Annotated in this window: 26 protein-coding genes, 3 tRNA genes and 1 pseudogene; 18 read left to right on the top strand and 12 right to left on the bottom strand. The window is 74.8% G+C overall.

Features of this window, described 5'->3' with window-relative positions:
• Window positions 1–1,026 (top strand): annotated as a pseudogene (locus M3673_RS17620) (hypothetical protein); the annotation flags it as partial.
• A 68-nt stretch (window positions 1,027–1,094) separates the two neighbouring features.
• On the opposite strand, the gene M3673_RS17615 reads toward M3673_RS17620, so the two are convergent.
• Window positions 1,095–1,643 carry a GNAT family N-acetyltransferase gene (locus M3673_RS17615; protein ID WP_251535257.1) on the bottom strand — a complete coding sequence of 183 codons (549 nt, stop codon included), beginning with the start codon at window positions 1,641–1,643 and terminating at the stop codon, window positions 1,095–1,097.
• Window positions 1,644–1,719: 76 nt separating this feature from the next.
• Window positions 1,720–3,219, bottom strand: coding sequence for an NAD(P)/FAD-dependent oxidoreductase (locus M3673_RS17610; protein ID WP_193665468.1), 1,500 nt, complete (start codon window positions 3,217–3,219; stop codon window positions 1,720–1,722).
• A gap of 388 nt (window positions 3,220–3,607) precedes the next feature.
• On the opposite strand from M3673_RS17610, the gene M3673_RS17605 reads away from it, so the two are divergent.
• Genes M3673_RS17605 through M3673_RS17595 form a run of 3 tightly spaced genes read left to right on the top strand, consistent with a single transcriptional unit; the run spans window position 3,608 to window position 5,368 of the window.
• The gene (locus M3673_RS17605) at window positions 3,608–4,573 is read left to right on the top strand and encodes an ATP-binding protein (protein ID WP_193665470.1); all 966 of its coding nucleotides are present in this window, start codon (window positions 3,608–3,610) and stop codon (window positions 4,571–4,573) included.
• A gap of 19 nt (window positions 4,574–4,592) precedes the next feature.
• Window positions 4,593–5,003 carry a CrcB family protein gene (locus tag M3673_RS17600; protein ID WP_251535254.1) on the top strand — a complete coding sequence of 137 codons (411 nt, stop codon included), beginning with the start codon at window positions 4,593–4,595 and terminating at the stop codon, window positions 5,001–5,003.
• Window positions 5,000–5,368, top strand: a complete 369-nt coding sequence (locus M3673_RS17595) for a CrcB family protein (protein ID WP_251535252.1) — start codon at window positions 5,000–5,002, stop codon at window positions 5,366–5,368. The genes M3673_RS17600 and M3673_RS17595 overlap by 4 nt, the downstream gene beginning before the upstream one ends.
• 5 nt (window positions 5,369–5,373) lie before the next feature.
• Here the strand turns inward: M3673_RS17595 and M3673_RS17590 are convergent, their stop codons facing one another.
• Complete coding sequence (locus M3673_RS17590; RefSeq protein WP_193665473.1) at window positions 5,374–5,730, bottom strand: metallopeptidase family protein; 357 nt, start codon at window positions 5,728–5,730, stop codon at window positions 5,374–5,376.
• Between the two features lie 79 nt (window positions 5,731–5,809).
• On the opposite strand from M3673_RS17590, the gene M3673_RS17585 reads away from it, so the two are divergent.
• Window positions 5,810–7,213 (top strand): mycothione reductase, encoded by a 1,404-nt coding sequence (locus M3673_RS17585; RefSeq protein WP_251535250.1) that lies wholly within the window; start codon window positions 5,810–5,812, stop codon window positions 7,211–7,213.
• Between the two features lie 78 nt (window positions 7,214–7,291).
• Here the strand turns inward: M3673_RS17585 and M3673_RS17580 are convergent.
• Both M3673_RS17580 and M3673_RS17575 read right to left on the bottom strand, forming a co-directional pair.
• A tRNA-Asp gene (locus tag M3673_RS17580) sits at window positions 7,292–7,368 on the bottom strand.
• Window positions 7,369–7,462: 94 nt separating this feature from the next.
• A tRNA-Glu gene (locus tag M3673_RS17575) sits at window positions 7,463–7,535 on the bottom strand.
• A 122-nt stretch (window positions 7,536–7,657) separates the two neighbouring features.
• Between M3673_RS17575 and M3673_RS17570 the strand changes: the two genes are divergently transcribed.
• The 5 genes from M3673_RS17570 (at window position 7,658) to M3673_RS17550 (ending at window position 10,009) form a co-directional block, all read left to right on the top strand.
• Window positions 7,658–7,731 (top strand) — tRNA-Phe (locus M3673_RS17570).
• A gap of 140 nt (window positions 7,732–7,871) precedes the next feature.
• A complete protein-coding gene (locus tag M3673_RS17565; RefSeq protein ID WP_193665477.1) occupies window positions 7,872–8,333 on the top strand; it encodes an RDD family protein in 462 nt (153 codons plus the stop codon).
• A 61-nt stretch (window positions 8,334–8,394) separates the two neighbouring features.
• Window positions 8,395–9,342 (top strand): hypothetical protein, encoded by a 948-nt coding sequence (locus M3673_RS17560; RefSeq protein ID WP_251535248.1) that lies wholly within the window; start codon window positions 8,395–8,397, stop codon window positions 9,340–9,342.
• A gap of 92 nt (window positions 9,343–9,434) precedes the next feature.
• Entirely contained in the window at window positions 9,435–9,638 is a 204-nt protein-coding gene (locus tag M3673_RS17555) for a DUF2945 domain-containing protein (RefSeq protein ID WP_193665480.1), read from the top strand.
• A 53-nt stretch (window positions 9,639–9,691) separates the two neighbouring features.
• Window positions 9,692–10,009: a hypothetical protein gene (locus M3673_RS17550; RefSeq protein ID WP_193665483.1), complete on the top strand. Its 318-nt coding sequence runs from the start codon at window positions 9,692–9,694 to the stop codon at window positions 10,007–10,009.
• Between the two features lie 253 nt (window positions 10,010–10,262).
• On the opposite strand, the gene M3673_RS17545 is transcribed toward M3673_RS17550, so the two are convergent.
• Complete coding sequence (locus M3673_RS17545) at window positions 10,263–11,018, bottom strand: TetR/AcrR family transcriptional regulator (RefSeq protein WP_251535246.1); 756 nt, start codon at window positions 11,016–11,018, stop codon at window positions 10,263–10,265.
• Between the two features lie 141 nt (window positions 11,019–11,159).
• Between M3673_RS17545 and M3673_RS17540 the strand changes: the two genes are divergently transcribed.
• Window positions 11,160–12,074: a diiron oxygenase gene (locus M3673_RS17540; RefSeq protein ID WP_193665491.1), complete on the top strand. Its 915-nt coding sequence runs from the start codon at window positions 11,160–11,162 to the stop codon at window positions 12,072–12,074.
• A 3-nt stretch (window positions 12,075–12,077) separates the two neighbouring features.
• Window positions 12,078–13,886: a 4Fe-4S binding protein gene (locus M3673_RS17535; protein WP_251535244.1), complete on the top strand. Its 1,809-nt coding sequence runs from the start codon at window positions 12,078–12,080 to the stop codon at window positions 13,884–13,886.
• Window positions 13,887–14,327: 441 nt separating this feature from the next.
• Here M3673_RS17535 and M3673_RS17530 read toward each other — a convergent pair whose 3' ends face one another.
• Genes M3673_RS17530 through M3673_RS17520 form a run of 3 tightly spaced genes read right to left on the bottom strand, consistent with a single transcriptional unit; the run spans window position 14,328 to window position 16,446 of the window.
• Window positions 14,328–15,014: a sortase gene (locus M3673_RS17530; protein WP_251535242.1), complete on the bottom strand. Its 687-nt coding sequence runs from the start codon at window positions 15,012–15,014 to the stop codon at window positions 14,328–14,330.
• On the bottom strand, window positions 15,011–15,160 hold the full coding sequence (locus tag M3673_RS17525) for a hypothetical protein (RefSeq protein ID WP_251535240.1): 150 nt from the start codon (window positions 15,158–15,160) through the stop codon (window positions 15,011–15,013). The genes M3673_RS17530 and M3673_RS17525 overlap by 4 nt, the downstream gene beginning before the upstream one ends.
• 5 nt (window positions 15,161–15,165) lie before the next feature.
• Window positions 15,166–16,446 (bottom strand): glycosyltransferase family 2 protein, encoded by a 1,281-nt coding sequence (locus M3673_RS17520; protein WP_251535237.1) that lies wholly within the window; start codon window positions 16,444–16,446, stop codon window positions 15,166–15,168.
• Window positions 16,447–16,689: 243 nt separating this feature from the next.
• On the opposite strand from M3673_RS17520, the gene M3673_RS19760 reads away from it, so the two are divergent.
• The 5 genes from M3673_RS19760 to M3673_RS17495 all read left to right on the top strand — a co-directional run bounded on the left by M3673_RS19760 (window position 16,690) and on the right by M3673_RS17495 (window position 23,263).
• Window positions 16,690–17,823 (top strand): glycosyl hydrolase, encoded by a 1,134-nt coding sequence (locus M3673_RS19760; RefSeq protein ID WP_251535235.1) that lies wholly within the window; start codon window positions 16,690–16,692, stop codon window positions 17,821–17,823.
• Window positions 17,824–17,947: 124 nt separating this feature from the next.
• Entirely contained in the window at window positions 17,948–20,086 is a 2,139-nt protein-coding gene (locus tag M3673_RS17510; RefSeq protein WP_251535233.1) for a carbon starvation CstA family protein, read from the top strand.
• A complete protein-coding gene (locus tag M3673_RS17505; RefSeq protein WP_056863369.1) occupies window positions 20,083–20,304 on the top strand; it encodes a YbdD/YjiX family protein in 222 nt (73 codons plus the stop codon). The genes M3673_RS17510 and M3673_RS17505 overlap by 4 nt, the downstream gene beginning before the upstream one ends.
• A 146-nt stretch (window positions 20,305–20,450) precedes the next feature.
• Window positions 20,451–21,584 carry a hypothetical protein gene (locus M3673_RS17500; protein ID WP_251535231.1) on the top strand — a complete coding sequence of 378 codons (1,134 nt, stop codon included), beginning with the start codon at window positions 20,451–20,453 and terminating at the stop codon, window positions 21,582–21,584.
• Window positions 21,581–23,263 (top strand): ABC transporter ATP-binding protein, encoded by a 1,683-nt coding sequence (locus M3673_RS17495; protein WP_251535229.1) that lies wholly within the window; start codon window positions 21,581–21,583, stop codon window positions 23,261–23,263. The genes M3673_RS17500 and M3673_RS17495 overlap by 4 nt, the downstream gene beginning before the upstream one ends.
• Before the next feature lie 24 nt (window positions 23,264–23,287).
• On the opposite strand, the gene M3673_RS17490 is transcribed toward M3673_RS17495, so the two are convergent.
• The 3 genes from M3673_RS17490 to M3673_RS17480 all read right to left on the bottom strand — a co-directional run bounded on the left by M3673_RS17490 (window position 23,288) and on the right by M3673_RS17480 (window position 25,425).
• Entirely contained in the window at window positions 23,288–23,674 is a 387-nt protein-coding gene (locus M3673_RS17490) for a hypothetical protein (protein WP_251535227.1), read from the bottom strand.
• Window positions 23,675–23,684: 10 nt separating this feature from the next.
• A complete protein-coding gene (locus M3673_RS17485; protein ID WP_251535225.1) occupies window positions 23,685–24,455 on the bottom strand; it encodes a hypothetical protein in 771 nt (256 codons plus the stop codon).
• A 160-nt stretch (window positions 24,456–24,615) separates the two neighbouring features.
• Complete coding sequence (locus M3673_RS17480; protein ID WP_193665510.1) at window positions 24,616–25,425, bottom strand: SDR family oxidoreductase; 810 nt, start codon at window positions 25,423–25,425, stop codon at window positions 24,616–24,618.
• A gap of 166 nt (window positions 25,426–25,591) precedes the next feature.
• Here M3673_RS17480 and M3673_RS17475 point away from each other — a divergent pair, with 166 nt between their 5' ends.
• A complete protein-coding gene (locus M3673_RS17475) occupies window positions 25,592–26,674 on the top strand; it encodes a hypothetical protein (RefSeq protein WP_251535223.1) in 1,083 nt (360 codons plus the stop codon).
• Window positions 26,675–26,716 lie beyond the last annotated feature (42 nt).

Here is a 26,716-nt window from a genome sequence, read left to right as displayed (position 1 = left end):
CCGGTGGTTGAGGAGCGAGGGCTGCGAGCGTCTCGAAACCTCCCCACCCGCACCGCCGCCCCCACCGCCGTCCCCACCGTCCCCCCGCCCCCGCCCACGACCACGCGCGCCGACGCGGTGAGCGCCGGCCGCGCCGTCTTCGACCTCCTCGCCGCGACAGCCGCTCCGCCCACCACCCCGCCACGCGCCGACACGCCGATCTCGCCGACCGCACCGACCGCACCGACCTCGCCGACCGAGCGGAAGACCGACCCGGCCTCCGACCGGCGTCGGGCGGCGCCCACCACCCGTGCCCCGGCAGCCCCCCGCCCGGCGCAGCCGGCCACACCCGCCAAGCCCGACAAGCAGGACAAGCAGGACAAGCAGGAGAAGCCTCCGCAGGTCGCCCGGCTCCGGGAGACGGCCGCGCGGGCCCAGGCGGCGACGCAGACCTCGTCCGCACCCGTCCCCTCCGGTGCTGCCCCCACGCACGCCCCCGCCTCCGCCCCGGAGGCAGGCGCGGCCCCCCGGCGTACGCCTGCGGCGGCCCGGTCGGTGTTCAGCGACTTCGCCCACCAGACCCGCGGCGAGACACCGCCGCGGCCGGCGCCGAGCGGCCCGCCGCCCCAGGTCGACTTCGCGCCGCGCGCAGCGCTGCGGCGACTGGTGGGCCTGCTGGTGCTGGCCGGGGTGGCGGCGAGCGGGTACCTCGCCTGGCAGGCCTGGCAGGTCCGCACCGAGGAGCGCCTGGGCCTCGCCGGCATCGCCCTGCTGTCCACCGCGGTGGTGTGGGCGGTGTGGGCCGGCTCCAGCCCGCCCCGGCTCTCGGTGCGCGGCGGCCAGCTCGAGATCCGGCGCAGCGGCGGTCGTCAGGTCTTCGACCTGGCCAACCGCTACACCGACATCGAGCTGCTCGGCACCCCCGGACGCCGCGGCTGGCGGGTGCTGATCCACCGCCGCGGGATGTCCCCCGTGGAGATCGACTCCTCGATGGTCGACCCCCGTGGCTTCACCGAGGTGCTGCGCTACTACCGACCCGACCTCTGACCCGGCCCCCACCTCTGACCCGACCCCCGACCCCCGACCCGACCGTCGGGCGCTCGCCCGCCGGGCGCTCAGGGCACGGCGACCCAGTAGCGGCGCTTGTCGCCCCGCACGTCCTCGCACACCCCGCCGCAGCGCTCGACGGTGCGCGCGGAGGCCACGTTGCCGGCGTCGCAGGTCACCAGCACGCGGTCGAGCCCCAGCTCCCCCGCCTCACCGACGGCGAGCGCGAGCGCACGCGAGGCATGGCCCTCACGACGCCGGGCCGGCCGCACCGAGTAGCCGACGTGCCCCCCGGTCTCGAGCAGGTACGGCGTCAGCTCGTGGCGCAGGTCGAGGAAGCCCACGACCTCCTCGACCCCGTCCGCCGTGTCGACGATCCACCAGAAGGTGGAGTGCACCAGCGGCCCGTAGGGGCCCTCGCCCAGCGCCACCGACCGGTCGGCGTACGGCGTGAGCGCCTCGACCCACGCGTGGCAGCCGGCCGGGGTCAGGTCGCGCCGCAGGGCCGGCGGCAGGAGCCAGGCACCGCTGCCGGCGGGGTGCTCGTCGCCGAAGTCGGCGAGGGTCCGCGCCCAGCTCGTCGCGAGGCGGGCGTCGGGGCGGCGCAGCTCGGTCACGGGGCCAGTGGACCGCAGACGCCGACGGGGGCGCCACCGGATTGCTCCGGTGGCGCCCCCGCGGTGGCGGTCTGTCTCAGACCCGCTCGCCGGTCTTGACGCCGCGCTGACCGGCGTCGGTGAGGCGGGCCTCCTCGACGGCCTGGGCCTCGAGCTCGGCGCGCCGCGTGGTCTCGAGCAGCTCGCGCGAGGCCTCGTAGGAGCCCGGCGCGGACACCAGGTCGGTCGCGCCCCCTCGCAGTCGCGAGAGCGCGTTGCGCCCGAAGATCTGCTGCTCGGTGGAGGTGCGCTCGGAGCGACCGCGGCCGAGGAACGACACGAACCAGTGCAGCACCGCGGTGACGCGGTTCTTGAAGCCGGTGATGTAGACGAGGTGGACCGCCAGCCACATCAGCCAGGCGATGAAGCCGGTGAGGCGGATCTTGCCGATCATCGCGACGGCCCGGAAGCGGCTGATGGTGGCCATCGAGCCCTTGTCGAAGTACTTGAACGGCTCCTGGGCCGGCTTGCCCTTGACCCGGCCGTCGATCTCCTTGGCGGCGTACTTGGCGCCCTGGATCGCGACCTGGGCGACACCGGGGAGGTTGTCGAGGGCGATCATGTCGCCGACCACGAAGACCTCGGGGTGCCCGGGCAGGGTGAGGTCGGGGTTGACGCCGATCCGGCCCGCGCGGTCGAGCGGGGCGCCGGTCTGCTCCGAGAGCGTCTTGCCGATCGGGCTGGCCTGCACGCCGGCGGCCCAGATCTTGGTGACCGACTGGATCCGCTCGGTGCGGCCGTCCTTGTACTTCACCTCGAGGCCGCGCTCGTCGACGTCGGTGACCATCGCGCCGAGCATGACCTCGACGCCGAGCTTCTCCAGCTCGGTCTTGGTCTTCTCGCCCAGCTTGGCGCCGAAGGGCGGGAGCACCTGCGGGGCGGCGTCGGCGAGGATCACGCGGGCCGAGCGGGTCTCGATGGCGCGGAAGTCGCGGCGCAGGGTGCGGTGGGCCAGCTCGGCGATCTGGCCGGCCATCTCGACGCCGGTGGGGCCGGCGCCGACGACCACGAAGGTGAGGAGGTGGTCGACGTTCTCGCCGCGCTGCGCGCCGAGCTCGGCCATCTCGAAGGCGCCGAAGATGCGACCGCGCAGCTCGAGGGCGTCGTCGATGCTCTTCATGCCGGGGGCGAACTCGCTGAAGTGGTCGTTGCCGAAGTACGACTGCCCCGCGCCCGCCGCGACCAGCAGCGAGTCGTAGGCGGTCACCGTCGGGCGGCCCAGGACGTGGGAGGTGACCGTGCGGGCCTCGAGGTCGATGTCGGTGACCTCTCCCAGGAGCACCTGCGCGTTGGACTGGCTGCGCAGGATCTCGCGGGTCGGCGGGGCGATCTCGCCCTCGGAGAGGATGCCGGTCGCCACCTGGTAGAGCAGCGGCTGGAAGAGGTGGTGGGTCGTCTTGGCGATCATGGTCACCTCGACGTCCGAGCGACGGAGCGCCTTGGTGCCGAAGAGACCGCCGAAGCCGGAGCCGATCACGACCACGCGGTGCTTGCCCGTCGACGGGTTGGTCGGTGCGGGGACTGGGCTGGCTGCCATGTCGGGACCTCTCTGGTGGCTGCCGGGACGGAGGCGACGTCTCTCGGTCGGGGCGTCTGCCCCATTCTCCCGCGCAGGGCGTCGCTTCTCTAATCTGGGCCACCGTCTGGTCGCTCACAGCACCCTCCCGGGTGGTCGTCGCGGCCTCCCTCGTGGCCCTCGCCACAGGCCCCCGGCCGACGCGCCGTGCGGGTGGGAAAACTTTCAACGACGCAGGTTTGCCCGCGCAGGCCCGCGGGTAGTCGGCACGGGACTGGCACCCACCTGCCGCTGTCCTCGTCCGGCACCCGCCGCCGCAGGGCCCCGGCCGCCGGTCGTCCGCCGGACCTCGCGGTCCGGGCCCGCCACCCGATCTCGTCCCGATCTCTTCGCACCGTTGGAGCCGTCCGTGCCGCTGAACCGGCCCGCCCTCTCCCTGGGCTCCGGTCCCCGGGGCGTGCAGGATGCACGCCGCTGGGTGGTCGAGACGTGCCGCGACATCGGTCGCGACGAGCTCGTCGAGTGCACCGAGCTTGCGGTCTCCGAGCTGGTCACCAACGCCCTGCTGCACGGCTCGCCCCCCATCGAGGTGCGGGTGCGCGGCACCGTGGAGCACCCCCGCGTCGAGGTCCGCGACGGCTCCCCCGAGCGCCCCGTGCTCCCCACCGAGACCGGTGAGACCGACGACGACGACGTCGAGTCGCTGCTGCTCACCTTCGGCCGGGGGCTGAGCATCGTGGCGCGGTGCTCGCGGGCGTGGGGCGCGGAGATCGAGGCCGACGGCAAGACGGTGTGGTTCGAGCCGGCCGCGGAGTTCGCCGAGGACAACGGCGCCGAGGGCGTCGTCACCGGGCTCGAGCAGCCACCCGCGGTGCCGTCCGACCCGGTCGCGGTGTCGGTGCACGGTGTGCCGCTGGACCGCTACGTCGCCTTCCAGCGCCACTTCCGCGAGCTGCGCCGCGAGGTGCGGCTGCTCGCGCTGGCCCACGAGTCGGAGTACCCCCTGGCCAAGGACCTCTCCGACCTCTTCGGCGACCTCGAGCGCCAGCTGCGCGGCGGCTCGGTCGGCCCCGACGTCGACCGCGCGGTCGCGGAGGGTCGCACCCACCTCGACCTCGACCTGCTCGTCTCCCGCGCGGCCTCGGGCAGCATGCAGCAGTTCATCGACCTGCTCGACATGGCCGACGTCTTCTGCCGCGAGCAGCGACTGCTGTCGCTGGCCCGCACCCCGGAGCAGCGCCGCTTCCAGCAGTGGTACCTCGGCGAGTTCGTGCGCCAGGTCGCCGGCGAGGAGCCGCTCCCGTGGCGCGACCCGGCCCCCGGGCCCGACGACGGCGAGCAGGCGCCCGAGGTGCGGCGTACCGTCGTCTCGTGACCGACGCCCCCACGCCGCGGTGAGCCCCGCTCCCCGGCTGCTCGCGCTGGTGGCGCTCGGCGGAGCCCTCGGCGCCGTCGTGCGCTGGGCCCTGCTGGAGGTCTCCCCCGACCCGGCCGGCACCTTCCCCTGGACCACCCTGGCCGTCAACGTGGTCGGCTCGGCGCTGCTCGCCGCCGCGGGCCTGCTCGCCGTCGTACGCCGCAGCCGCGGCCTGGCGGCCTTCCTCGGGCCGGGGGTCATGGGCGGCTTCACGACGCTGTCGGCGGCCTCCGAGCAGACCCGGGCCCTGCTCGACGCCGGCCGCCCCGGGCCGGCGGCCGCCTACGTCGTGGGCAGCCTGGCCGCCGCGCTGCTCGCCGTCACCGCGGTGCACGCCCGGGCGGCGCAACGCGAGGACGACCGCACGGCTCGCGGGGAGGGCCCGTGACGACGACCGACACCGTCGACACCGTGGTCAGCGGCCTGCTGGTGGCGCTCGGGGCCGGGGTCGGCGCGCCGCTGCGCTACGCCGTCGCCCAGCGGCTGGACGCCCGCTGGCCGACCGGGACGCTCGCGGTCAACCTGCTGGGCTCCCTCGTGCTCGGCGTGGTCAGCGCGCTGGCGCTCTCGGGCCGCCTCTCGCAGGAGTGGGTCGCGCTCCTCGGCACGGGCTTCTGCGGCGGCTTCACGACGTACTCCTCCTTCGTCGTGCAGACCCGGGGCCTGGGCCCGCGCACCGGGGCCCTCTACGCCGCCGTGTCGCTGCTCGGCGGCCTCGGCCTGTGCGCCCTGGGCTTCCTGCTGGCCGCCTGAGGGCCTCAGGCGTAGCCCAGCTCGTGGAGGCGGTCGTCGTCGATGCCGAAGTGGTGGGCCACCTCGTGCACCACGGTGATCCGGACCTCCTCGACCAGCTCCTCCTCGCTCGCGCACATCCGCAGCAGCGGGCCGCGGAAGACGAAGATCCGGTCGGGCAGGTCGAGGATCGTGGAGAAGTCCCGCTCGGTCAGCGCGACGCCGTCGTAGAGGCCGAGCAGGTCGCGCGGCTCGCCCTCCGGCGGCTCCTCCTCGACCAGCACGACCACGTTGGTCACCAGCTGCGCCAGCTCGTCGGGGATCTCGTCGAGCGCGGCGTCGACGAGGGCGTCGAAGCGGTCGGGATCCATCGCGACGGGCACACCCGCATCGTGCCACCGCACGACAACCGACCCACGCGGGTGGACCGCGCCCCAGGGTGCGGCGCCTAGGTTCGCCGGTGTGACCCACTACGACGTCGTCGTCCTCGGAGCAGGCTCCGGCAACACCGTCATCGACAAGTCCTTCGCGGGGCTCTCGGTGGCCATCGTCGAGCGGGGCCCCTTCGGCGGCACCTGCCTCAACCGCGGCTGCATCCCCTCCAAGATGCTCATCCGCCCCGCCGACGTCGTCGACGCCGCCGCCGACGGCCCCCGCCTGGGCGCGCGCACCAGCGCCGACGGCGCCGACTGGGACGCGGTCCGCGACCGGGTCTTCGGGCGCCTCGACGAGGTCTCCGCCGACGGCCGGGCCTGCCGCGAGAGCCTGCCGGGCGTCGACCTCCTCTCCGGCACCGCCCGGTTCACCGGCCCGCGCGCCCTCAGCGTCGAGCTCCACGACGGCGCCACCGTCGAGCTCACCGCCGACCAGGTGGTGCTCGCCACCGGCAGCCGGCCGGTGGTGCCCGACATCGACGGCCTCGACCAGGTCGAGCACCACACCAGCGACGACGTCATGCGCCTGGAGACCTTCCCGCGGCGCATCGGCGTGGTCGGCGGCGGCTACATCGGCGCCGAGCTGGCCCACGTCTTCGCGGCCTACGGCGCCACCGTGACCCAGGTCGAGTCGGGCGAGGCCCTGATCTCCAACCAGGACCACGACATCTCCCGGACCTTCACCCGGATCGTGTCGCAGCGCTGGGACGTGCGGCTCGGCACGTCGCTGGAGCGGGTCTCGCGCGCCGCCGGGGGCACGGTGATGCACCTCGACGACGGCAGCGAGGTGGAGGTCGACGCCCTCCTGCTGGCCATCGGCCGCCGCCCCAACGGCGACCTGCTCGACCTCGACCGCGCCGGCGTCGAGACCGACGACACGGGCCGGATCCTGGTCGACGAGCACCAGCGCACCAGCGCGGAGGGCGTGTGGGCGCTCGGCGACGCCTCCAGCCCCGAGCCGCTCAAGCACGTCGCCAACCAGGACGCCCGGGTGGTGAAGCACAACCTGCTGCACCCCGACGACCTGCGCGTCTCCGACCACCGCTTCGTGCCCAACGCCGTCTTCGCCTCCCCCCAGGTCGCCGCGGTCGGGCTCACCGAGGCCGAGGCCCGCGAGCAGGGTCTCGACCTCGCCGTCGCCCGCCACGAGTACGGCGACACGGCGTTCGGCTGGGCCCTGGAGGCCGACGACCGCCACGGCGAGGCGGCCGGCTACCTCGTCAAGCTGCTCGCCGACCGCGCGACCGGTCGTCTCGTGGGTGCCCACCTGCTGGGTCCGCAGGCCTCGTTGCTGGTGCAGCCGCTCATCCAGGCCATGAGCTTCGACCAGCCCGTGGCCGACCTCGCCCGGGGCCAGTACTGGATCCACCCCGCGCTGACCGAGGTCGTCGAGAACGCGCTCCTCGCGCTCGCCGGGGAGCTCGCGGGCTGACCCGCGCACGGCCGCGACGGCGGCGCCGGCCGAGAACGACGACAGCCCCGGACCGTGGTGGTCCGGGGCTGTTCGCGATGGCGACCCCGACGGGACTCGAACCCGCGGCCTCCGCCGTGACAGGGCGGCGCGCTAACCAACTGCGCTACGGGGCCAGGTGCTCCGTCACCGGAGCGATGGAACCATAACCCACTCCTCGCGGGAGCACCGAATCGGAGTGGATCGGGCCCCGCCGGAGCGGGACCGCAGCACCCCCAACGGGATTCGAACCCGTGCTACCGCCGTGAAAGGGCGACGTCCTAGGCCGCTAGACGATGGGGGCCAGGCGCGCAGCAGTCTAGGGGAACCCGCACCCGCCCGGCCCATCGGCGTCCGGCGCCCGTCCGGTGTCGAGCAGGGTCGATTCGTGGGGCCGCCCCCTCCCGTGTAACCTTCGTGTCGCTCGGGCAGGTAGCTCAGTTGGTACGAGCGTCCGCCTGAAAAGTGGAAGGTCGGCGGTTCGACCCCGCCCCTGCCCACGAGCACCGCAGGGCTCAGACCTGCGAGAAGGCCCCCGTCGGGATCCGGCGGGGGCCTTCGCCGTCGCCGGCCCCTCTCAGGGGTCGATGTCCTCCCGGAACTCCTGCGGCCGTGGCGCCGCTCGCGGTAGAACCACCCCATGAGCCTCCCCCACGCCCAGACGTCCCCGCCCCCGACGGCCCGCACCGACGCGAGCGCGGGCCAGCGCGTCGGCGCCCTCCTGCTCGACACCCTGCTCGTCATGGTGCCGCTCTTCGTGGTCGCGGGGATCCTCTTCGGCGACAGCCAGGCAGGGGACGGCGGCGCGAGTGTCTCGCTGACCGGGGTGCCGTTCCTGCTCACGCTGCTCGTGGCGGCCGGCTACTTCCTCGTCCTCGAGCTGACGACGGGACAGACCCTCGGCAAGAAGATCGTAGGCATCCGCGTCGTCTCCGACAAGGGCGGCGACGTGACGGCCGTGCAGGCGCTCGTGCGCACCGCGCTCCGCGTCGTCGACGGCTTCGCCTTCTACCTCGTCGCCTTCGTGGCCGTCCTGGCCAGCCCGAGGAACCAGCGCCTCGGCGACATGGCCGCCTCCACCCGGGTCGTCCGCGCGAGGTGACGAGCGCCCGCCGGCACTCGGTGCGGGTCGGGCCCTCCGGGCACCGGGCAGACTCGCAGGCGTGACCCGCGCCCCGTGGAAGTGGCTGGCCGACCGGATCGAGTCCCTCGACCCGGAGACCGACAGCGACGAGATCATGCGCCTGGTCGCCGAGCACCAGCTCAACGACCCGATCGTCAACCTGACGCTGCTCGTCACCACCGCGCAGACCGCCCTGCCCCCGACGGCGTCGGCCACGCTGGTGGGCACGGGCAAGATGCTGCACCGCGGGGAGGAGCGCTTCCACGACGGCAGCGGCTACCTGATGACGTGGTTCACCCAGGGCGCCCGCAGCGAGGCCACCCGGGCCTCGGTGGAGCGGCTCAACCGCTACCACCTCGGGCTGGCCCGGCGCTTCCCCGGCGCCTTCGGCGACAACGACGAGTACGTCTACACCCTCTGCGCCGTCGGTGACTTCCTGCCGCGCATGCGCGAGACCCTCGGCCTGCCGCCGCAGAGCCCGACGCTCGACGTCGCCTGGCACCACTTCCTGCGCGACCTGGCCGGGCTCTTCCGCGGCGAGCACGGTGACGTGACCGGCTTCCCCGACGACATGGCCGGGGTGCGGGCCTTCGCGGCACGCTTCGAGGCGCGCGACTGGCCCTCGACCCCCGAGGGCCACGAGCTGGCCGAGGGCATGGTGCGTCAGTACGCCGAGCGCTTCTTCCCGCCGCCGATGCGGTGGTTCGCCCGCACCCAGGCGCTGCTGCTGATGCCGCCGCGCGTGCGCGAGGTGCACCGCACCGGTGAGCCCGGTCGGGTCGCGGGCGCGGTGGTGCGGCTGACCATGCGGTGGGTGATCCGCGCCCAGGAGTCGTGGTGGCCCGACCGGCGGCGTCGCTTCTCCGAGACCCGCGCCGGGCGCCGCGGCCAGGCCCGCGCCCGTCGTCGTACGGCTCGGATGCAGCGGCGCTACGACCGTCGAGTCGCCCGCGGCGAGATCGCGCCGCCGCGACCCGAGGACGCCTAGGCCGCCGGGGCCAGGAGCCCCCGGGCAGACCGTGACGCAAGCCCACCCCGGCGGGTGCGGTGGCCGCCCGAGCGTCTTCCTATCGTCGACCCATGGCCATCAGCAAGGGTGACGAGGTCACCTGGAACACCCCGCAGGGAAAGACGAAGGGCACGGCGAAGGAGAAGAAGACCTCGCCCTTCCAGCACGACAAGCAGAAGTTCGACGCCAGCGACGACGAGCCCTACTGGATCGTGGAGTCGGAGAAGTCGGGCTCCACGGCGGCCCACAAGGAGTCGTCGCTGTCGAAGGCCTGAGGGCAGGCCTCGACCGCGTCGTCGCGGTCCCCCACGCACAGGAGGAGCAGACCATGGCAGAGGGCAGGCACCAGCCACCGAAGGGTGTGCAGGAGAACGGCGAGCGCGCGGTGCGCTGGATCGAGGAGGGCAAGGCCGGGCGCAACTTCACCGACGTGGGAGACCACCGCGCCCACCAGCTGGCCGCCGGCGAGAAGCTCACCGACGAGCAGGTCAAGAAGATGCAGGCCTACTTCAAGCGCCACAGCGTCGACAAGGACGCCGACGGCTTCAAGCACGGCACCGACGGCTTCCCCTCCCCCGGTCGCGTGGCCTGGGACGCCTGGGGCGGCGACGAGGGCGAGCGCTGGGTGGGCGGCATCGAGCTCTAGGGGCGCCGCCGCGGGGCGCCCTGGTCCTGGCCGCGGTCGAGAGCCGCTGCGGCCCGGACGATCACCGTGGTCACCTCGACCTCGACCTCGACCTCCACGCGACGGGTCTCGGGGGTGCGGACAAGGCCGTGACAAGAGCAAGCACCCGAGGTCGAGGCTCGTCGGCCTGCGCCCTTCGTCTCCGCCATCGCCGGGTCCGGGGCGCCCTCCAGCCTGCGCAGGTGGTCGATGCGGGCGGGATGCGAGCCGTCGCTCACGGTGGTGGACACGGCGCACGCGATGCCCGGCGCGACCGCTCAGGCCCCACCGAGAGCGAGACGAGCGGCTCGGTGGGGTCGACCTCGAGTCCCATGTCGCGCAGGACACCGTCGAGCACCGCCCAGATCCACCGGGCCAGCAGGTCGACCATGTCCTCGAGCGACACCCCGAGGGGGTCGTCGACCCAGCGACCGGCGGCGGCGTCGACGAAGCCGACCAGGCCGAAGGAGAGCGGCTGGGTGAGGCCGGGGTCGAGGCCGAGCAGCTCGACGTACTCGTCGAGCAGGCGGATCAGCAGGTCGGAGATGAGGCGCTTGACGTCGTTGACGACGTTCTCGCCGTCGGCGGTCGTCACGGAGTGGCGCACGAGGTAGCGGTAGAGCTCGTGGTGGTCGGTCAGCCACCGCAGGTGCGTGGTCACGGCGGTGCGGATGATGCGGTCGGGGCTGTGCGAGGCGTCCCAGGCCGGGGCGAGGCCCTCGAGGATCATCTGCTCGGCGCGGGCCGCGATCGAGCGGTTGAGGTCCTGGGCGCCGGCGAAGTGGCGGTAGAGACGCGTGCGCGCGACTCCCGCCCGCGCGGCGATCTGCTCGGTGGACACGTCGGCGCCGTGCTCCTCGATGGCGGCCAGCGCGGCCTCCACGAACTCCTCGCGGCGTCGCTCCTGCTGGCCGGTCCACCGGGTCGCGCGACCGTCGACCTGCTCCGCCCGCCCTCCCGGGTCGGCGGGCTCGTCGGCGGGGTCGGACACCGTCCCGAGGTTACCGGGCTCACACCCGACGGGGGCTGGGCACGTGGGGGTACACGCTGTACCTTCTATCTAACCGTGACACCGCGTATCACTTAACCCTCCCGCTGCGGCGTCACCCCACCCCTTCTACGGAGGCCCGGCATGGACACGACCCTCGGCGCGACCCTGGACCCGGCTCGGCGCACCACCCACGACGCCTCGCAGCGTCTGCTCGACTCCTCGGCGGCGCTGTCCTACGACCCGATGACCGAGGTCGACTGGGACGCCCCCCTCGACCCGTCGCACTACGGGCTCAACCCCGAGTGGAGCACCCTCTACGGCACGCGGCTGTGGTCGGAGATGACCGAGCAGCAGCGCGTCACGCTGACCCGCCACGAGGTCGCGTCGATCATGAGCACCGGCATCTGGTTCGAGATGATCCTCCAGCAGATGGTGCTGCGCGACCAGTACTGCGCCGACTACTCCCGGCCCGACTTCCAGTTCGCGCTGACCGAGATCGCCGACGAGTGCCGGCACTCGATCATGTTCGCCCGGGCCTGCCAGAAGATGGGCATCTCGGCCTACTTCCCCACCCGGAGCAGCATCCAGCTCGGCCGCGGCTTCAAGTCGCTGGCCACCGCCGAGGTCGCCTACGGCGGGATCCTCGTCGCCGAGGAGGTGCTCGACGTGATGCAGCGCGACTGGATGCGCGGCGAGCAGGTGCTCCCGATCGTGCGCACCACCAGCAAGATCCACGTGGTCGAGGAGTCGCGCCACATGAAGTTCGCCCGCCAGGAGATGCGCGAGCGCATCGAGGGCGCCGGCCCCCGCCGCCGCCAGACCTCCGCGCTGGTCATCGCGGTGGCCGCCCACGTGATCGTCTCCAACATGGTCAACGAGAAGGTCTACGCCGCCGCCGGGCTCGACCCCGTGCGCGCCCTGGCCGAGGCGGGGGCCAACGAGCACCACAAGACCCTGATGCGCTCCAGCTGCGCCCACCTCATGGAGTTCCTCGACGAGCTCGGTCTGCTGACCCGCCCGGCGCTGGCCTTCTACAAGCGCGTGAGCATGGTCTGACCCATGGCCTTCGCGATCACGCAGTCGTGCTGCAGCGACGCCTCGTGCGTCTCGGTCTGCCCGGTCAACTGCATCCACCCGACGCCGGACGAGCCCGACTTCGGCACCACCGAGATGCTCTACGTCGACCCGCGCAGCTGCATCGACTGCGGGGCGTGCGCCGACGCCTGCCCCGTCGACGCGATCTTCCCGGTCGAGTCGCTCACCGGGCCGCTCGCGGCGTACGCCGAGATCAACCGGGCCCACTTCACCGGCCCGGGCACCGCTCCGGCCGGGCCCGGGGCGGAGCCCGACGAGGAGCGGGGCGAGGAGCCGGCCGCGGCGCGGGTCGCCTCGGCCGCGGAGCGGCCCGACCCGGGCTGGTCCGAGCCCCACTTCCCGGCGAGCCTGACCGCCCGCGCCGCCGGGCTGCGGGTGGCCGTGGTCGGCACCGGGCCGGCCGCCAGCTACACCGCCATGGCGCTGCTGACCACCAGCGCCGAGGTCACCATGCTCGACCGGCTCCCGACGCCCGGCGGCCTGATCCGCTACGGCGTGGCGCCCGACCACCAGAGCACCAAGGCCATCGCCGACCGGTTCGCGACCGTGCTGCGCAACCCCCGCCTCGACCTCGTGCTCAACGTGGAGGTCGGCACCCACCTCTCCCACGCGGACCTGATGGCCCACCACGACGCGGTCGTCTACGCCGTCGGCGCGACCTCCGACCGCACCCTCGGCGTACCGGGCGAGGACCTGCCCGGCAGCCTCGCCGCCCGCACCTTCGTCGGCTGGTACAACGCCCAGCCCGAGGTGCCCGCCGACGTCGTCGACCTCGGCCCCGCCAGCCGCGGCCGGGCCGTGGTGGTCGGCAACGGCAACGTCGCCCTCGACATGGCCCGCGTGCTGCTCGGCGACGCCCGCCGCGGCGGCGACCTCGCCCGCACCGACATCGCCGACCACGCGCTGGCCGCCCTGCGCGGGAGCCAGGTCACCGAGGTCGTGCTGGTGGCCCGTCGCGGTCCCGCGGAGGCGGCGTACTCCCTCTCGGAGCTGCGGCCCCTGCTGCTGCGCGAGGACCTCGACGTGGTCGTCGACGCCGGACCCGAGATCGCCACCGCCATCGCCGAGGCCGCCCCCGGCAGCCACGCCGCCGCCCTCCAGGGCGTGCCGGTCGGCCCGGTCGACTACTCCGTGGCTCCTGCGTCCGGCCCCGGCGCCCGCCGCCGGCTCGTGCTGCGCTTCGGCAGCGTCGTCGAGCGCGCCGAGGGCGCCGACCGCGTGGAGCAGGTGCGCCTCGTGCCGACCCCGCTCCCCGGCACCGACCCGGGCTCCGCGGCCGACGCGAAGGAGCCGGGCGTGGCCGCGAGCACGGTGCCCACCGGGCTGCTGCTGCGCTCGGTGGGCTACCGCAGCGAGCCCGTCGCGGGCCTGCCCTTCGACGAGGTGGCCCACACGGTGCCCCACGACCGGGGCCGGGTCGTCGACCCGGTGACCGGCGCCGTGGTGCCCGCGACCTACGTCGTCGGATGGATCAAGCGCGGCCCGCGTGGCGGCATCGGCACCAACCGCGCCGACGCCGCCGAGACGGTCGCCGCGCTGGTCGAGGACGCCAACGCAGGGCGGCTCGACCACCGCGGCCCCGCCGGGGGCCGGGTCGGACGCGGCTCGCGGCGCTCCTTCCGCCGCCTGGTGCGCGCCCGGCGACCGGAGGCGATCGGACGCCGGGAGCACCTGGCCATCGACCGCGGCGAGCGCGAGCGCGGCGAGGCCCAGGGGCGGCCGCGGGTCAAGCTGGCCACCCTCGAGGACCTGCTGGCCACCGCGCGCCGCTGAGCCACCACACGGGCCGCGCCGACCACGCAATCCGTCCGAGCGCGCCACGCGCGCCCACGCAATTGCGCCGCTTGCGCAGACGGGCCACCTCAGGAGCCGCACGGACCACGCAATCCGTCCGAGCGCGCCACCCGAGCCCACGCAATTGCGCCGCTTGCGCAGACGGGCCACCTCAGGAGCCGCACGGACCACGCAATCCGTCCGAGCGCGCCACCCGAGCCCACGCAATTGCGCCGCTTGCGCACACCGGCCACCCCAGGACCCGCACGGACCACGCAAACCGCCCGAGCGCCCCACCCCAGCCAGCGCAATTGCGCCGCTTCCGCAAACCGGCCACCCCAGGACCCGCACGAACCACGCAAACCACCCGGTCCACCGCCAAGGCGACAGTCCGGTGGCGCTCGGTGGCGCTCGGTGGCGCGCGGCGGCGCTCGGTGGCGCTCAGCCCACCGCCACCTCTCGCCAGGCTCCCGCGGCCGGGGTCGCACCGGGGGCGCTCCGCTCGACGCGCTCGAGCGTGCCGCGCACCCACATCCGCTTGCTGGACCCGTAGCGGGGCCAGCAGGTGGTCAGCGTCAGCTGCCGCCCGGGGGTGGGGTCGAGCACCCAGGTGGCGTCGACGGGCACGACCTCGGGGTCGCGGGTGAGCCGGTAGGTCCACCGCACGCTCCCCTGGGTGATCACGACCTCGTCACCCCTCCGCAGGGTGTCGAAGTCCAGGAACGGGTCGCCGTGCCCAGCGCGGTGGCCCGCGAAGGCGCTGTTGCCGCGCGCACCGGGCAGCGGGGTGCCGGTGTAGTGGCCCGGCCCGGTGGCCAGCTGCGCGTCGTCGGTGCCCTCCACCGCGACCCAGGACCAGTCGGCCCCGAGCCGGGGCACGCGGATCTCGGCCAGCGCCCGACCGGTGGCGACCGGGCGGGCCACCGGCACCGGGCCGTGGTCGTCGTCGGAGACCACCCGCGGCCCCGCGGGCAGCTGGCCCGCGAGCCGCTGCTGGGCCGCGGCCGTCTCCCGCCCCGCCCCGACGTACGTCGTGCCCGCGGCCACCAGCACGGCACAGCCCGCGACCAGCAGCAGCCACGCCAGCAGACGCCGGGGGTGGGGGCGGCGGGGCCGTCGCGGGGTCACCGCTCGGCCCGCGGGACGGTGCGCAGCACGGCCAGGCCGAGCGCGAGCAGCGCGAACGCCGCGAGGAACATCCACAGCATGCCGGCGCCGAGGCCGGTCGCGGCCAGCACGCCGCCGCCGCTGACGACGGCAGGGTTGTTGTACATCTCCTTCACCACCTCCTCTCGCGACGCAGGGCCGACTGGGCCATCGCCTGGGCCTGCACGAGCTGCAGGAAGACGTCGTAGACCATCTCGACCACCAGCGGCGCGGCGAGCAGCTGCTGGCGCCAGCCGCGGGAGCGCACGGTGACCACGCGCTCGAGGGCGAAGACCAGCGAGGCGGCCAGCCAGAACGGGTGGAGCGTGATGCCGGCGACCACGCCCCACACCAGGGTGGCGAGGTAGAGCACCGTGGCCAGGACGCCGAGGGCGCTCATCGCCTGCCGTCCCCAGTAGGGCGCGGTGATGCGGGTCAGGCCGTAGTCGACGATGTTCTCCAGCGCGCCGCGCTTCCAGCGGGCCCGCTGCTGGGCCAGGGCGCGCCAGGTCGTCATCACCTCGGTCTCCAGCGTGCAGCCGGCCGGCGCGGCGATGCCGTAGCCCAGGTGCATCAGGGCCAGCGACAGCTCGTTGTCCTCGGTGAGCACGTGGGTGTCGTAGACGCCGCCCGCCCCCGAGCGGTCGGGCAGGACGCCGGCGAGCCGGGCCGCGCGGACCTCGCGCAGCACCCGCACCGGGAAGACCGAGGCCGTGCCGGTGAGCACGAGCGCCTTGCCCTGCAGCCGGCGCACGTCGCGGGCGTAGCGGGCGTACTCGTTGCGCTGGAAGAGGCCGACGAGCCCGCCGCCCGGCCCGCCCTGGAAGGTGCCGCCGACGCCGCCGAGCTCCTTGCGGTGCCGGCGCGAGAGCTGGCGCGAGCCGTCGAGGGTGGCGCGCGCCACCTCGAGGAAGCGGCTCTCCAGCAGCGAGTCGGCGTCCATGACCAGCACCAGGTCGGTGTCGTCGAGGGTCGGCAGGAGCAGGTCGAGGGCCTGGTTGAGCCCGCCGGCCTTCTTGTGGCGGTTGCCGACCGTGGTGAGCACCTCGGCGCCCAGCTCGCGGGCGACCTCCTCGGTGCGGTCGGTGCAGTTGTCGGCGATCACCACGACCCGGTCCGGCGGGCGGGTCTGCGCGGCCAGCGAGCGCAGCGCCGGCGGCAGGCCGACCTCCTCGTCGTGGGCCGGCAGCAGCGCCACGAGCCGCCCGGTCGCGTGCGGGCGCAGCGGGCGCGGCGGCTGGATCTCGACGCGGCGGCGACGGTGCCGGCCCCGCCGGCGACGCTCCGCCTGCTGGTCGGGCCGCTGCTCGGATCGCTCGGGCTGCTGGTCGGGCTGCCGGTCGGGCTGCTGGTGCCGCGGTGGAGCCTGTGGTGCGGGCGCGGCGTCAGGCCGCGCCACGACAGTGGTCGTCACGTGTGTTCCCCCCAGAACATCCGGCCGTCCCCCCGACGACCGGCACGCGCGGGCCCGAGCCCCGTGCGCTCCCCAAAGTAGCCGAGCTCGACGATCGACCCCAGACGATGGCCCGAAGTGACTAGACCGGCTGTGGTCACCCCCGGCCCCCGGCGGCGGCCGGTCGGGCATTTCCGGCCCCCACCGGGGTGGAAGTGGCCCGCGAGGGGTGTGGGTGGGCGCGGCCCGGCCGATGGTCGCGGTGTGAGCGACCGTGACAGGTCCCCCCGGCTGTCGCGCTCACTCGGTCTGGCCCTGGTGTCGCTGGCGCTCCCCCTGGCGCTGACCCCGGCGGTCGCATCGGGTGTCGAGCACCCCGCCGGGACGACCGCCCTCCCCCCGACCCGCGCCACCGCCCCCGCAGCAGACCCCGCAGCAGGCCCCGCAGCAGGCCCGGCAGCGAGCACAGCAGCGAGCCCTGCCCCCGGCACCGTGCGCGCGGCCCGGACCGCGCCGCTCGTCGAGCGGGTCGACTTCGGCGCCTTCGTGCCCGGCATGACCACCGACCCCGAGCGGCTCGCCGACTGGGAGCGCAGCGCCGGCACCGACGCCGCGGTCGCCTCCTACTACTACGGCTACGGCGACGTCTTCCCCGCGGCCACCGAGGAGCGGCTCGCCGACGACGGCGCCCGCGACCTGCTGCTGTCGTGGGACATGGGGCCGACCCGCTTCGCGGAGTGGACCGCCGGCGAGCACGACGCCTACCTCGACCAGATCGCCGCGGCCGCCCGCGCCTACCCCCACGACGTCTACGTCCGGCCCTGGCCGGAGATGAACGGCGACTGGCAGGACTTCCAGCCCACCGCGGCCGGCGAGCGCCGCTTCGGCGGCACCTTCCGCGAGTTCCGGCTCGCCTGGCGCCACGTCGTCACCCACCTGCGCGAGGCCGGGGCCGACAACCTGCGCTGGGTCTTCAACCCGACCGCCGACACCTACGCCGAGACCACGCCCGTGCGGCGGATCTGGCCCGGGGCGGCGTACGTCGACGTGCTGGGGCTCGACGGCTTCAACTGGGGCCGCGACGCCGGCTGGGGCCGGTGGCGCTCCTTCGGGCGGATCTTCCGCGCGCAGTACGACCACCTCGTGGCCCTCGCCCCGCGCCTGCCGGTGTGGATCTGCGAGGTGGCCTCCAAGGAGCCGCGTGTCGACGACGGGGCGCCCGTCGACCGCGAGCACAGCAAGGCCGCCTGGGTGCGCAGCATGCTGGCGCACCGCGGGATGCCGGCGCTGACCACCGTGGTGTGGTTCGACGAGCGCAAGGAGCGCGACTGGCGGCTGACCTCCTCGGCGGGCACGACCCGCGCGTGGCGTACCGCCGCACGCATCGCCGCACGCTGAGGGGGCCGGGACGCAGTACGGTGACGGCGCTCACCCCCCTCGGTCTCGGAGGTCCCCCATGTCCACGTCCACCACGTCCCGCCCGTCGGGCCCGGCCCCCCAGCCGAGCCGCGACACGGGCCGGATGACGCCACGCTCGATCGCCGTCTGGGTGGCGGTCGCCCTCGTCGGCGCCGTCTGCTGGACCGTGCTCGCCCTCAGCCGCGGCGAGTCGGTCTCGGCCCTGTGGATCCTCTTCGCGGCGCTGTCGTCCTACCTCATCGCCTACCGCTTCTACTCCCGCTTCATCGCCCGCCGCGTGCTCCGCCTCGACGACACGAGGGCCACGCCCGCCGAGCGGCTGGAGAACGGCAGCGACTTCGAGGTCACCGACCGCCGGGTGCTCTTCGGGCACCACTTCGCGGCCATCGCCGGCGCCGGGCCGCTGGTCGGCCCGGTGCTCGCCGCGCAGATGGGCTACCTGCCCGGCACGGTCTGGATCATCGTCGGCGTCATCTTCGCCGGCGCCGTGCAGGACATGGTGGTGCTCTTCCTGTCCATGCGCCGCGACGGCAAGAGCCTGGGCCAGATGGTGCGCGAGGAGATCGGCGTCGTCGGGGGCACCGCCGCGCTGATCGCGGTCTTCGCGATCATGATCATCATCCTGGCCGTGCTCGCGCTGGTCGTGGTCAACGCGCTGGCCGAGTCGCCGTGGGGCGTGTTCTCGATCGGGCTGACCATCCCGATCGCCCTCTTCATGGGTGTCTACCTGCGCTTCCTGCGCCCGGGACGCGTGCTCGAGACCACAGCCATCGGCGTCGTGCTCCTGCTGCTGGCCATCGTGGGCGGCGGCTACGTCGAGACCTGGGGCCTGGGCGAGTCGCTGACGCTGTCGAAGGAGACGCTGACCGTCGCGCTGGTCGGCTACGGCTTCGTCGCCTCGATCCTGCCGGTATGGATGCTGCTCACCCCGCGCGACTACCTGTCGACCTTCATGAAGATCGGCGTCATCCTGCTGCTGGCGGTCGGTCTCGTGCTGGCCCGCCCGGTGCTGCAGAACGACGCCGTCACCTCCTTCGCCACCGAGGGCGACGGGCCGGTCTTCGCGGGCCAGCTCTTCCCGTTCCTCTTCATCACCATCGCCTGCGGCGCCCTCTCGGGCTTCCACGCGCTCATCGCCTCGGGCACGACGCCGAAGATGGTCGCCAAGGAGAGCCAGGTCAGGATGATCGGCTACGGCGGCATGCTGATGGAGTCCTTCGTCGCCATCTCCGCCCTCATCGCCGCCTCAGTCATCGACCAGGGCCTCTACTTCGCCATCAACGCCCCCGCGGGCGTCACCGGCGGCACGATCGACGGCGCCGTGCAGTTCGTCAACGGGCTGGGCATGACCCTCACCCCCGACCAGCTCCAGGCCGCGACCGACTCGGTCGAGGAGGAGCTGGTCTCGCGCACCGGCGGTGCGCCGACCCTGGCCTTCGGCATCTCGACGATCTTCAGCGACGCCTTCGGCGGCGGGCTGGCGGCCTTCTGGTACCACTTCGCGATCATGTTCGAGGCGCTCTTCATCCTCACCGCCGTCGACGCCGGCACCCGGGTGGGCCGCTTCATGCTCCAGGACACGGTGGGCAACGTGTGGCCGCGCTTCGGCGACACCTCGTGGAAGCCCGCGGCCTGGCTCTCCTCGGCCGCGGTCGTCGCCTGCTGGGGCTACATGCTCTACGTCGGCGTGACCGACCCCCTGGGCGGCATCAACCAGCTCTTCCCGCTCTTCGGCATCGCCAACCAGCTGCTGGCCGCGATCGCGCTCACGCTGTGCGTGACGCTCTTCCTCAAGCACGGCTGGACCAGGTGGGTGTGGGTGCCGGCCGTGCCGCTGGCCTGGGACCTGGTCACCACGATGACGGCGAGCTACCAGAAGGTGTTCTCCGACAACCCCGCCATCGGCTACTTCGCCCAGGCCGACCGCTACCGCACCGCGCGCGACGCCGGCGAGGTCCTGGCCCCGGCGGCCGATCCCTCGCAGATGGACACCGTGGTCTTCAACTCCACCGTCAACGGCGTGCTGCAGGCCAGCTTCGCGCTGCTCGTCATCGTCATCGTCGCCAACGCCGCCCTGATCTGGGTGCGGGCGCTGCGGGCCGGCTCGCTGCCGACCACCGAGGTGCCGGCCGTGCCCTCGCAGCTGGTCGCCCCCGCCGACTTCGTCGCCACCGCCGAGGAGAAGCGGGCCGTCGCGGAGTGGGAGGCCCAGCGCGCGGAGACGGTCGGGAGCGGGCGGTGAGCGCGACCGGCCGGCCCGCCGCCGACCAGCGCCCCGGCGCCGTACGTCGGGCGCTGGCGGGGGTGCGGTGGTACGCCCGCGAGCTCAGCGGCGAGGGCCGGTGGGACGCCTACCTCGCCCGCTGCGAGCGCGAGGGCACCGAGCCGATGAGCCGCCGTGCCTTCGAGCGTCACCGCGACGACCACCGCGAGAGCTCCACCCAGGGCCGCTGCTGCTGAGCCGCCCGTGACACCTCCCGAGGGGGCCCGACGCGCCGCGTCGGGCCCCCTCGCCGCGTCCGGCGCGGGACCCCGCGCGACCTCCGTGAGAGGACGCTCATCGGCGTCACAAGAAAGCCTCATCCGGCGTTCCTAGCGTCCTCGTCATGACCACGAACCCCGTCCTCCCCGCCCCCGCCGACCTCACCCCCGCCGGCACCGCCGCCGGCACCGCCGCGACGACCACCACCCTCGAGCCGCTGCCGGCCGGGCGCCTGGCCCGGGCCAAGAAGGCCTACACGACCCGCTTCCTCGCGGCCGCCCTGGAGGCCGACGGCTCCGGTCACCAGCTGCTCCACGGCCCCGAGGTCGCCCCGCGCAGCGGCGACGTCGTGCTCGCCCGGGTCGAGGAGATCGGCAAGCACACCAGGCTCGAGGGCCCGGGCAGCCGGCGCCAGACCCTCTTCGTCGGCGACGAGGTGCTGGTGGCCTACGGCAACCGCTACGCCCCCGACCAGTTCGAGGCCGTCGTGCCCGACGACCTGGGCCCCACCGACCTCGTCGCGGCCGGCGGCGTCGCCGGCCGGGTCGTGGCCCAGCACGCCGCGCTCGACGACGCCACGCGACTGCGCCCCCTCGGCCTGCTCGCCCGCGACGGCGAGCGGGTGACCCTGGCCGACCACGCGCCGGTCGCCGCCCGCCCCGTGCGCGAGCGCGGCGTGGGACCGCGGGTCGTGGCCGTGCTGGGCACGTCGATGAACTCCGGCAAGTCCACCGCCCTGGCCTGCCTCGTGCGCGGGCTCAGCGCCGACGGCCTGCACGTCAACGCGGGCAAGGTCACCGGCACCGGGGCCGGCGGCGACCCGCGGCTCTTCGCCGACGCGGGCGCCCGACGGGTCCTGGACTTCACCGACGTGGGCCACCCGTCGACGTACCTGCTCTCCCACGCCCGCGTGCGCACCCTGCTCTCCACCCTGGTCGAGGAGCTCGCCGCCGACTCCCCCGACGTCGTGGTGGTCGAGATCGCCGACGGCGTCTACCAGGAGGAGACCGCCCGCCTGCTCGCCGACCCGCTCTTCGCGACGCTGGTCGACGAGGTCGTCTTCGCCGCGGGCGACGCGCTCGGAGCGGTGGCCGGGCGCCAGGCCCTCGCCGCGACCAGCGCCCGGGTGCGCGCGGTCAGCGGCGTGCTGACCGCCTCGCCGCTGGCGCACCGCGAGGCCGCCCGCGCCCTCGACCTGCCCGTCGTCGCGACCTACGACCTCTGCGACCCCGCCGTCGCCCGGGAGCTGCTCGCGTGACGCCCGCCCCCCACGCATCCCGCGAGGCCCCGGTGGTCGAGGAGCGAGCGCCGGCGAGCGTCTCGGGACCACCCGCCGACGACCGGCTCCCCCCGCTGCTCACCGGCTCCCGCCGCACCACGCTGCTGCGCCTGCTCGGCACCGGGGCGGCCCAGGCGGCGCTCGCGGTCCAGACGGTGCTGGTCGTGCCGATGGTGCTCGACGCCCCCACCACGCTGGTGCGGGTGCTCGGGGTGCTGGCGCTGGTCGCCGGCGCGGCGGTGCTCGGCCTCGTGCGGGCCCGCGAGCGGGTGCTGGCCGAGCGGCTCGGCCAGGACTACGTGCAGGAGATCCGCACCGGCCTGGTGGCCTCGGCGCTGACCGGGTCGGGGCCGAGCCTGGGCGTCACCGTCGCCCGCACCACCAACGACCTCACCTCGGTGCGCACCTGGGTCGCCCTCGGCGTCGCGCCGCTCGCGGTCGCCGGTCCGGTCGTGCTCGGTGTGCTGACCGCCCTGGTCGTGGTGCACCCGCTCCTCGGTCTGGCCGTGGCCGTGCCCCTGGTCGGCTTCGCGCTCAGCGTCGTGGTGGTCGCTCCGCGGGTGCTGGCGCGCGCCTCCGAGCTGCGCCGCCACCGCGGGGTGCTGGCCGCGCACGTCGCCGACACCGTCGCCGCGGCGCCCGGCATCGTCGCCGCCGGCGGCACCACCCGCGAGCTGCGCCACGTCGAGCGCCGCGGAGCGCGGGTGCGCGACGCCGCGATCGCGCGCGCCGAGGCCAGCGGCGTCCTGCGCGGCAGCGCCGCCGCCACCGGGGCCCTGGCCACCGTGGCGGTGCTGGCCGTCGCCGGACCCGCCGGTCTCGGCGCCAGCGGGGTGGCCACCGCGCTGACGGTGGTCGGCATCCTCGTCGCGCCGGTCGCCGACCTCGGCCGCGTGGTGGAGTACCGCCAGTCCTTCCTGGCCGCCCGCCGCATCCTCGGTCCGGCCCTGGCCCCCGGTCGCGCCGCGCGGGCGGCCGAGCTCGCACGGCGTACGACGGGCCGCGCCGACGGGCCGACTGCGGCGGAGCCGCCGCAGGCGCCGGCCGGGCTGGCCGTGCGGGGACTGGTCCTCGACGGCCGGGCGGTGCCCGACCTCGTGGCCACGCCCGGGGAGCGGGTGGTGCTGAGCGGGTCGGACCCCGCGCTGCGACGCGCCGTGCTCGAGGTGCTCGCCGGGGTGCGGGCGCCCGAGCAGGGCACGGTCGTGGTGGGCGGTGAGGACCTCGCCGGCCTCGACGCCCGCCGACGCCGTGAGCGCGTCGGCGCCGCGCTGGCCGGGTGGTCCCTCGAGCGGGGCACGGTGGCCCGTGCGGTGGGCTACCGGCTGCCGGACTCCGGGGTGCCCGTCGCCGACGCCCTCGCCGCGACGGGTCTCGACCGCACCCTGGCGACGCTGCCCGACGGCGACCGCACCCGGCTGCGGCGGGGCGGCGCACCGCTCGACCGGGCCGACCGCGCGCGGGTGCTGCTCGCCCGCGCCGTGCACGGTCGGCCGGCGCTCGTCGTGCTCGACCACCTCGACGACGAGCTCGACGGCGCGGGCCGCGCCTCACTGGCCGGATGCGTGCGCGAGCAGCCCGGCGTGGTCGTGCTGGCCAGCGAGGCGGCCTGGACGCTGGTGCCGCGGCACCGGGTCTGGGACCTCGACGCCGGCTGAGGGCCGGGTCCGCGGCACCGGCGGCTAGCGGGCCTCGCGCTCCCGCAGCACCGAGAGCCGGGGCACGCCGCCAAGAGCCCGACGGTGCCGCACGTGGGCGGCGTGGCGGGCCAGGGCGTCCCACAGCGCGGCGTGGGCCGCCCAGGGCAGGGGCTCGTCGCCGGTGCGCCAGGTGTCGCCGAAGGACACCAGCACCGGCACCCAGTCGGCCGCGAGGTCCCAGGCCCCGCGGCGCGCTTCGAGCATGCGGCGCCGCAGCTGGAAGGCCGCGCGGGGGCCGTCGACGTAGACCGGGGCCGTGGCCACCGGCCAGACCCACAGGTCGAGCGCGACGAGGTCGAGCTCGAGCTCGCGCAGCACGGCCGGGTCGACCAGCACCGTAGCGACGTTCTCGTGGGGCTCGCGCAGCACGACGGCTCCCCTAGACGTGACCCGAGAGCTGGGCCATGCGTGCCTCGAGGGCCTGGAGGTAGCGGTCGCGCTGCTCGGTGGAGACCGCGCCGTCGAGGTCCTCGAGGTGGCTGCAGGCGGGCAGCACGTCGACCGACAGGTTGGCCGCGCCGGCCAGGGAGCGCAGGTCGTCGAGCCGGTCGCCGAAGGGGGTGCCGCTGCCCGGGGAGTAGGAGCGCACGACCTCCTCGACGTCGTCGGCGAAGAGGTCGACCTTGGTCACCACGACCACGAGCCAGGTGGGTCGCGAGCGCCGCACGGCCATGGCGGCGATGCGGTGGGCGGTGACCGTCCAGTCCTCCAGCTCCGCCGCGAGCTGCTGCTCGCGCGTCACCTGCGCGGCGCCGCTGGTGCCGGCCGGGCGGCGACCCGTGGCGTGGCCGTGGGCCACCACGTGCAGGACCCCGTCGACGGGGTCGTCGTGGAAGACCTCGTCGAGGGCCCCGAGCCGGGTGGCGGCGTTGTCGCCGGGCACGACGCGGAACCGGAAGCCGGTGAGGCGTCGCCCGCGGCGCACCCGGCGCTCGAGCACCGCGGAGCCGGCCTCCGGGGTGCCGTCGGCGGAGGGGCGGCCGCAGAGGTGGTCGACCAGCTCGGTCTTGCCGACGCCGGTCATGCCGGTGACCGCGACCGAGGGGAAGCGGTGGCCCAGCACGCCGGTGACGCGCTCGCGCCCACGGCCCAGCGCGCCGCCCAGGCCGCGCACTCCCCCGCGCACCTCACGCTTACGACGATCCGGCACGGGCCCTCCCGGGGGTCGGTGGTCGCGGCGGGCCGGGTGCCCGTCGTGACGTCCCGACCGTAACCGGCGCACGGGGGCGGCGGCGCGGGGAGGGCCCGCGGGCGGGCCGGGGCCGGTGGCGGCGCCGGCTCCGGGGCCGGGTCCGGCGTCGCGGGGTGGCTCAGACGCCGGCGAAGCGCTTGTTGACCCGGCGGGTCAGCCAGGCCGGGGAGAAGCGCGCGCCGAGGGCCATGGCCTTGGTCTGGGTGCCGACCGGGAAGTGCACCTGGTGCACGAGGCGTCGCGCCCGCGTGGGGTGCACGGCGTCCCAGATGGCGGTGGCGACGTCGTCGGCGCCCAGGTTGACGCCCAGGGAGTCGGTGGTGCCGGTGTGCACGCCCTGGGTCATGGCGGTCTGCACGAAGAGCGGCCACATCGCGACCACCCGCACCCCGTGGCGGCCCCACTCCAGGTCGAGGGCCTCGGTGATGCCGCGCAGGAAGAACTTCGTGGCGCTGTAGTTGGCCAGCTCGGCCTGGCCGTAGATGGCCGAGGCCGAGGCGAGGTTGACCACGTGGGCCGAGCCGTGGGCCGCGGCCGTCGCGCGCAGCGGCTCGAAGCCGGCGTGCAGGCCGTTGACGACGCCCTTGACGTTGACGTCGATCTCGCGGTGGTGCGCGGCGACGTCGATCTCGGCGAACTGCCCGGCCAGCAGGATGCCGGCGTTGTTGACGAGCACGTCGAGGCGGCCGGTCTCGTCCACGAGCTCGGCCGCGCGCGCGGCGTAGGCCTCGGCGTCGCGGACGTCGAGGGTGCCGCTGACGACACGGGCGCCGGTGCGCAGGGCCTCGACCTCGGTGGCCAGGGTGGCCAGCCCGGCCTCGTCGATGTCGTAGGCACCGACGGTCCATCCCTCCCGTGCGAAGCGGAGGGCGGTGGCGCGGCCGATGCCCGCAGCGGCGCCGGTGACGAGGACGGTCGGTGAGGTCATGACCCATGCCTACCAGCCGGTAACACGCCAGCGCGAGGGGCGATCTCGTCACACGGCACGCGAGGAGGCCGGGTCGGTCCCGGTGGTCCAGGTGGGTGATGGCCGCGGCCACCGGGCGGTGGGACGATCTCCCCGCCGCGCACGTCGGCCACGACCTGGGGGGACCATGGGCACGACGCTGGTGTTCCTCGCCGTGATCGGCGGACGGTTCCTGCTGCCGCTGGCGATCCCGCGCTGGCCGCTGCCCGCCATCGTGGCCTGCCTCGTGCTCGACGGCGTCGACCAGACCATCTTCCAGCTCTTCGGCCACGACCCGCCGGGCTACCAGTCCTACGACAAGGCGATGGACGTCTACTACCTCGCCATCGCCTACCTCGCGACCCTGCGCAACTGGACCAGCCTGCCGGCCTTCCGGGTCGCGCGCTTCCTCTACTTCTACCGCCTCGTCGGCGTGGTGGCCTTCGAGCTCAGCCACGCCCGCGCGCTGCTGCTGGTCTTCCCGAACACCTTCGAGTACTTCTTCATCGCCTACGAGGCGGTCCGCGCGCGCTGGCGCCCCACCCGCTTCGGCCTGCGCTGGTGGATCACGGCTGCGGCGCTGATCTGGGTGCTGGTCAAGCTGCCCCAGGAGTGGTGGATCCACGTCGCCCGGCTCGATGTGACCGACATGGTCGGCGACCACCCCGTCGGCGGTCTGGTGGTCGCCGCGGGCGCCGTCAGGGCCGCCTCGGTCGGGTGGCGCCGCTACCACGCGCGGCTGCGCCCGCCCGACCACCCGACGCGCTTCGCGGCCGACCCGCTGCCCGCCGAGGTCGACACCGCCGAGGAGCGGCTGCAGTGGCACTGGGTGCACGGCGCCCTGCTGTCGTGGACGACGGTGGAGAAGGTCGTGCTCGTGGGTCTGCTGGCCGTCGTCTACGCCCAGACCCTCCCCGGGGTGCGGTCCACCCCGCTCCAGCTCTTCCTCGGCGTCGGCGTCGTCGTGGTGGTCAACGCCCTGCTGACCCTCGCCGCCGCCAGCCGGCGCCGCAGCATCGAGTCCTCGCTCATGGCCTTCCTGGCCCGCATGCTCGTCAACGTGGTGCTCGTGCTCGCCGCCGAGCTGCTGCTCGGCGTGACCGGCGGCGACCTCGACATCAGCGCCACGCTCTTCTACCTCGCCCTCATCAGCCTGGTCACCACCCTCCACGACGCCTGGCGACCGGTGCTGGCGCTGCGCCAGCGCGACGAGGCCGCCGCACCGGCCTAGGCCCTCCTACCCAGAGGCGGGAGTACGTCGGCCCTGCCGCGC

Source organism: Nocardioides sp. P86 (genome assembly GCF_023712465.1).
Taxonomy (GTDB): domain Bacteria; phylum Actinomycetota; class Actinomycetes; order Propionibacteriales; family Nocardioidaceae; genus Nocardioides; species Nocardioides kribbensis.
The sequence above is the reverse complement of the archived record's forward strand: the minus strand, read 5'-3'. Positions and strand labels throughout refer to the sequence as shown.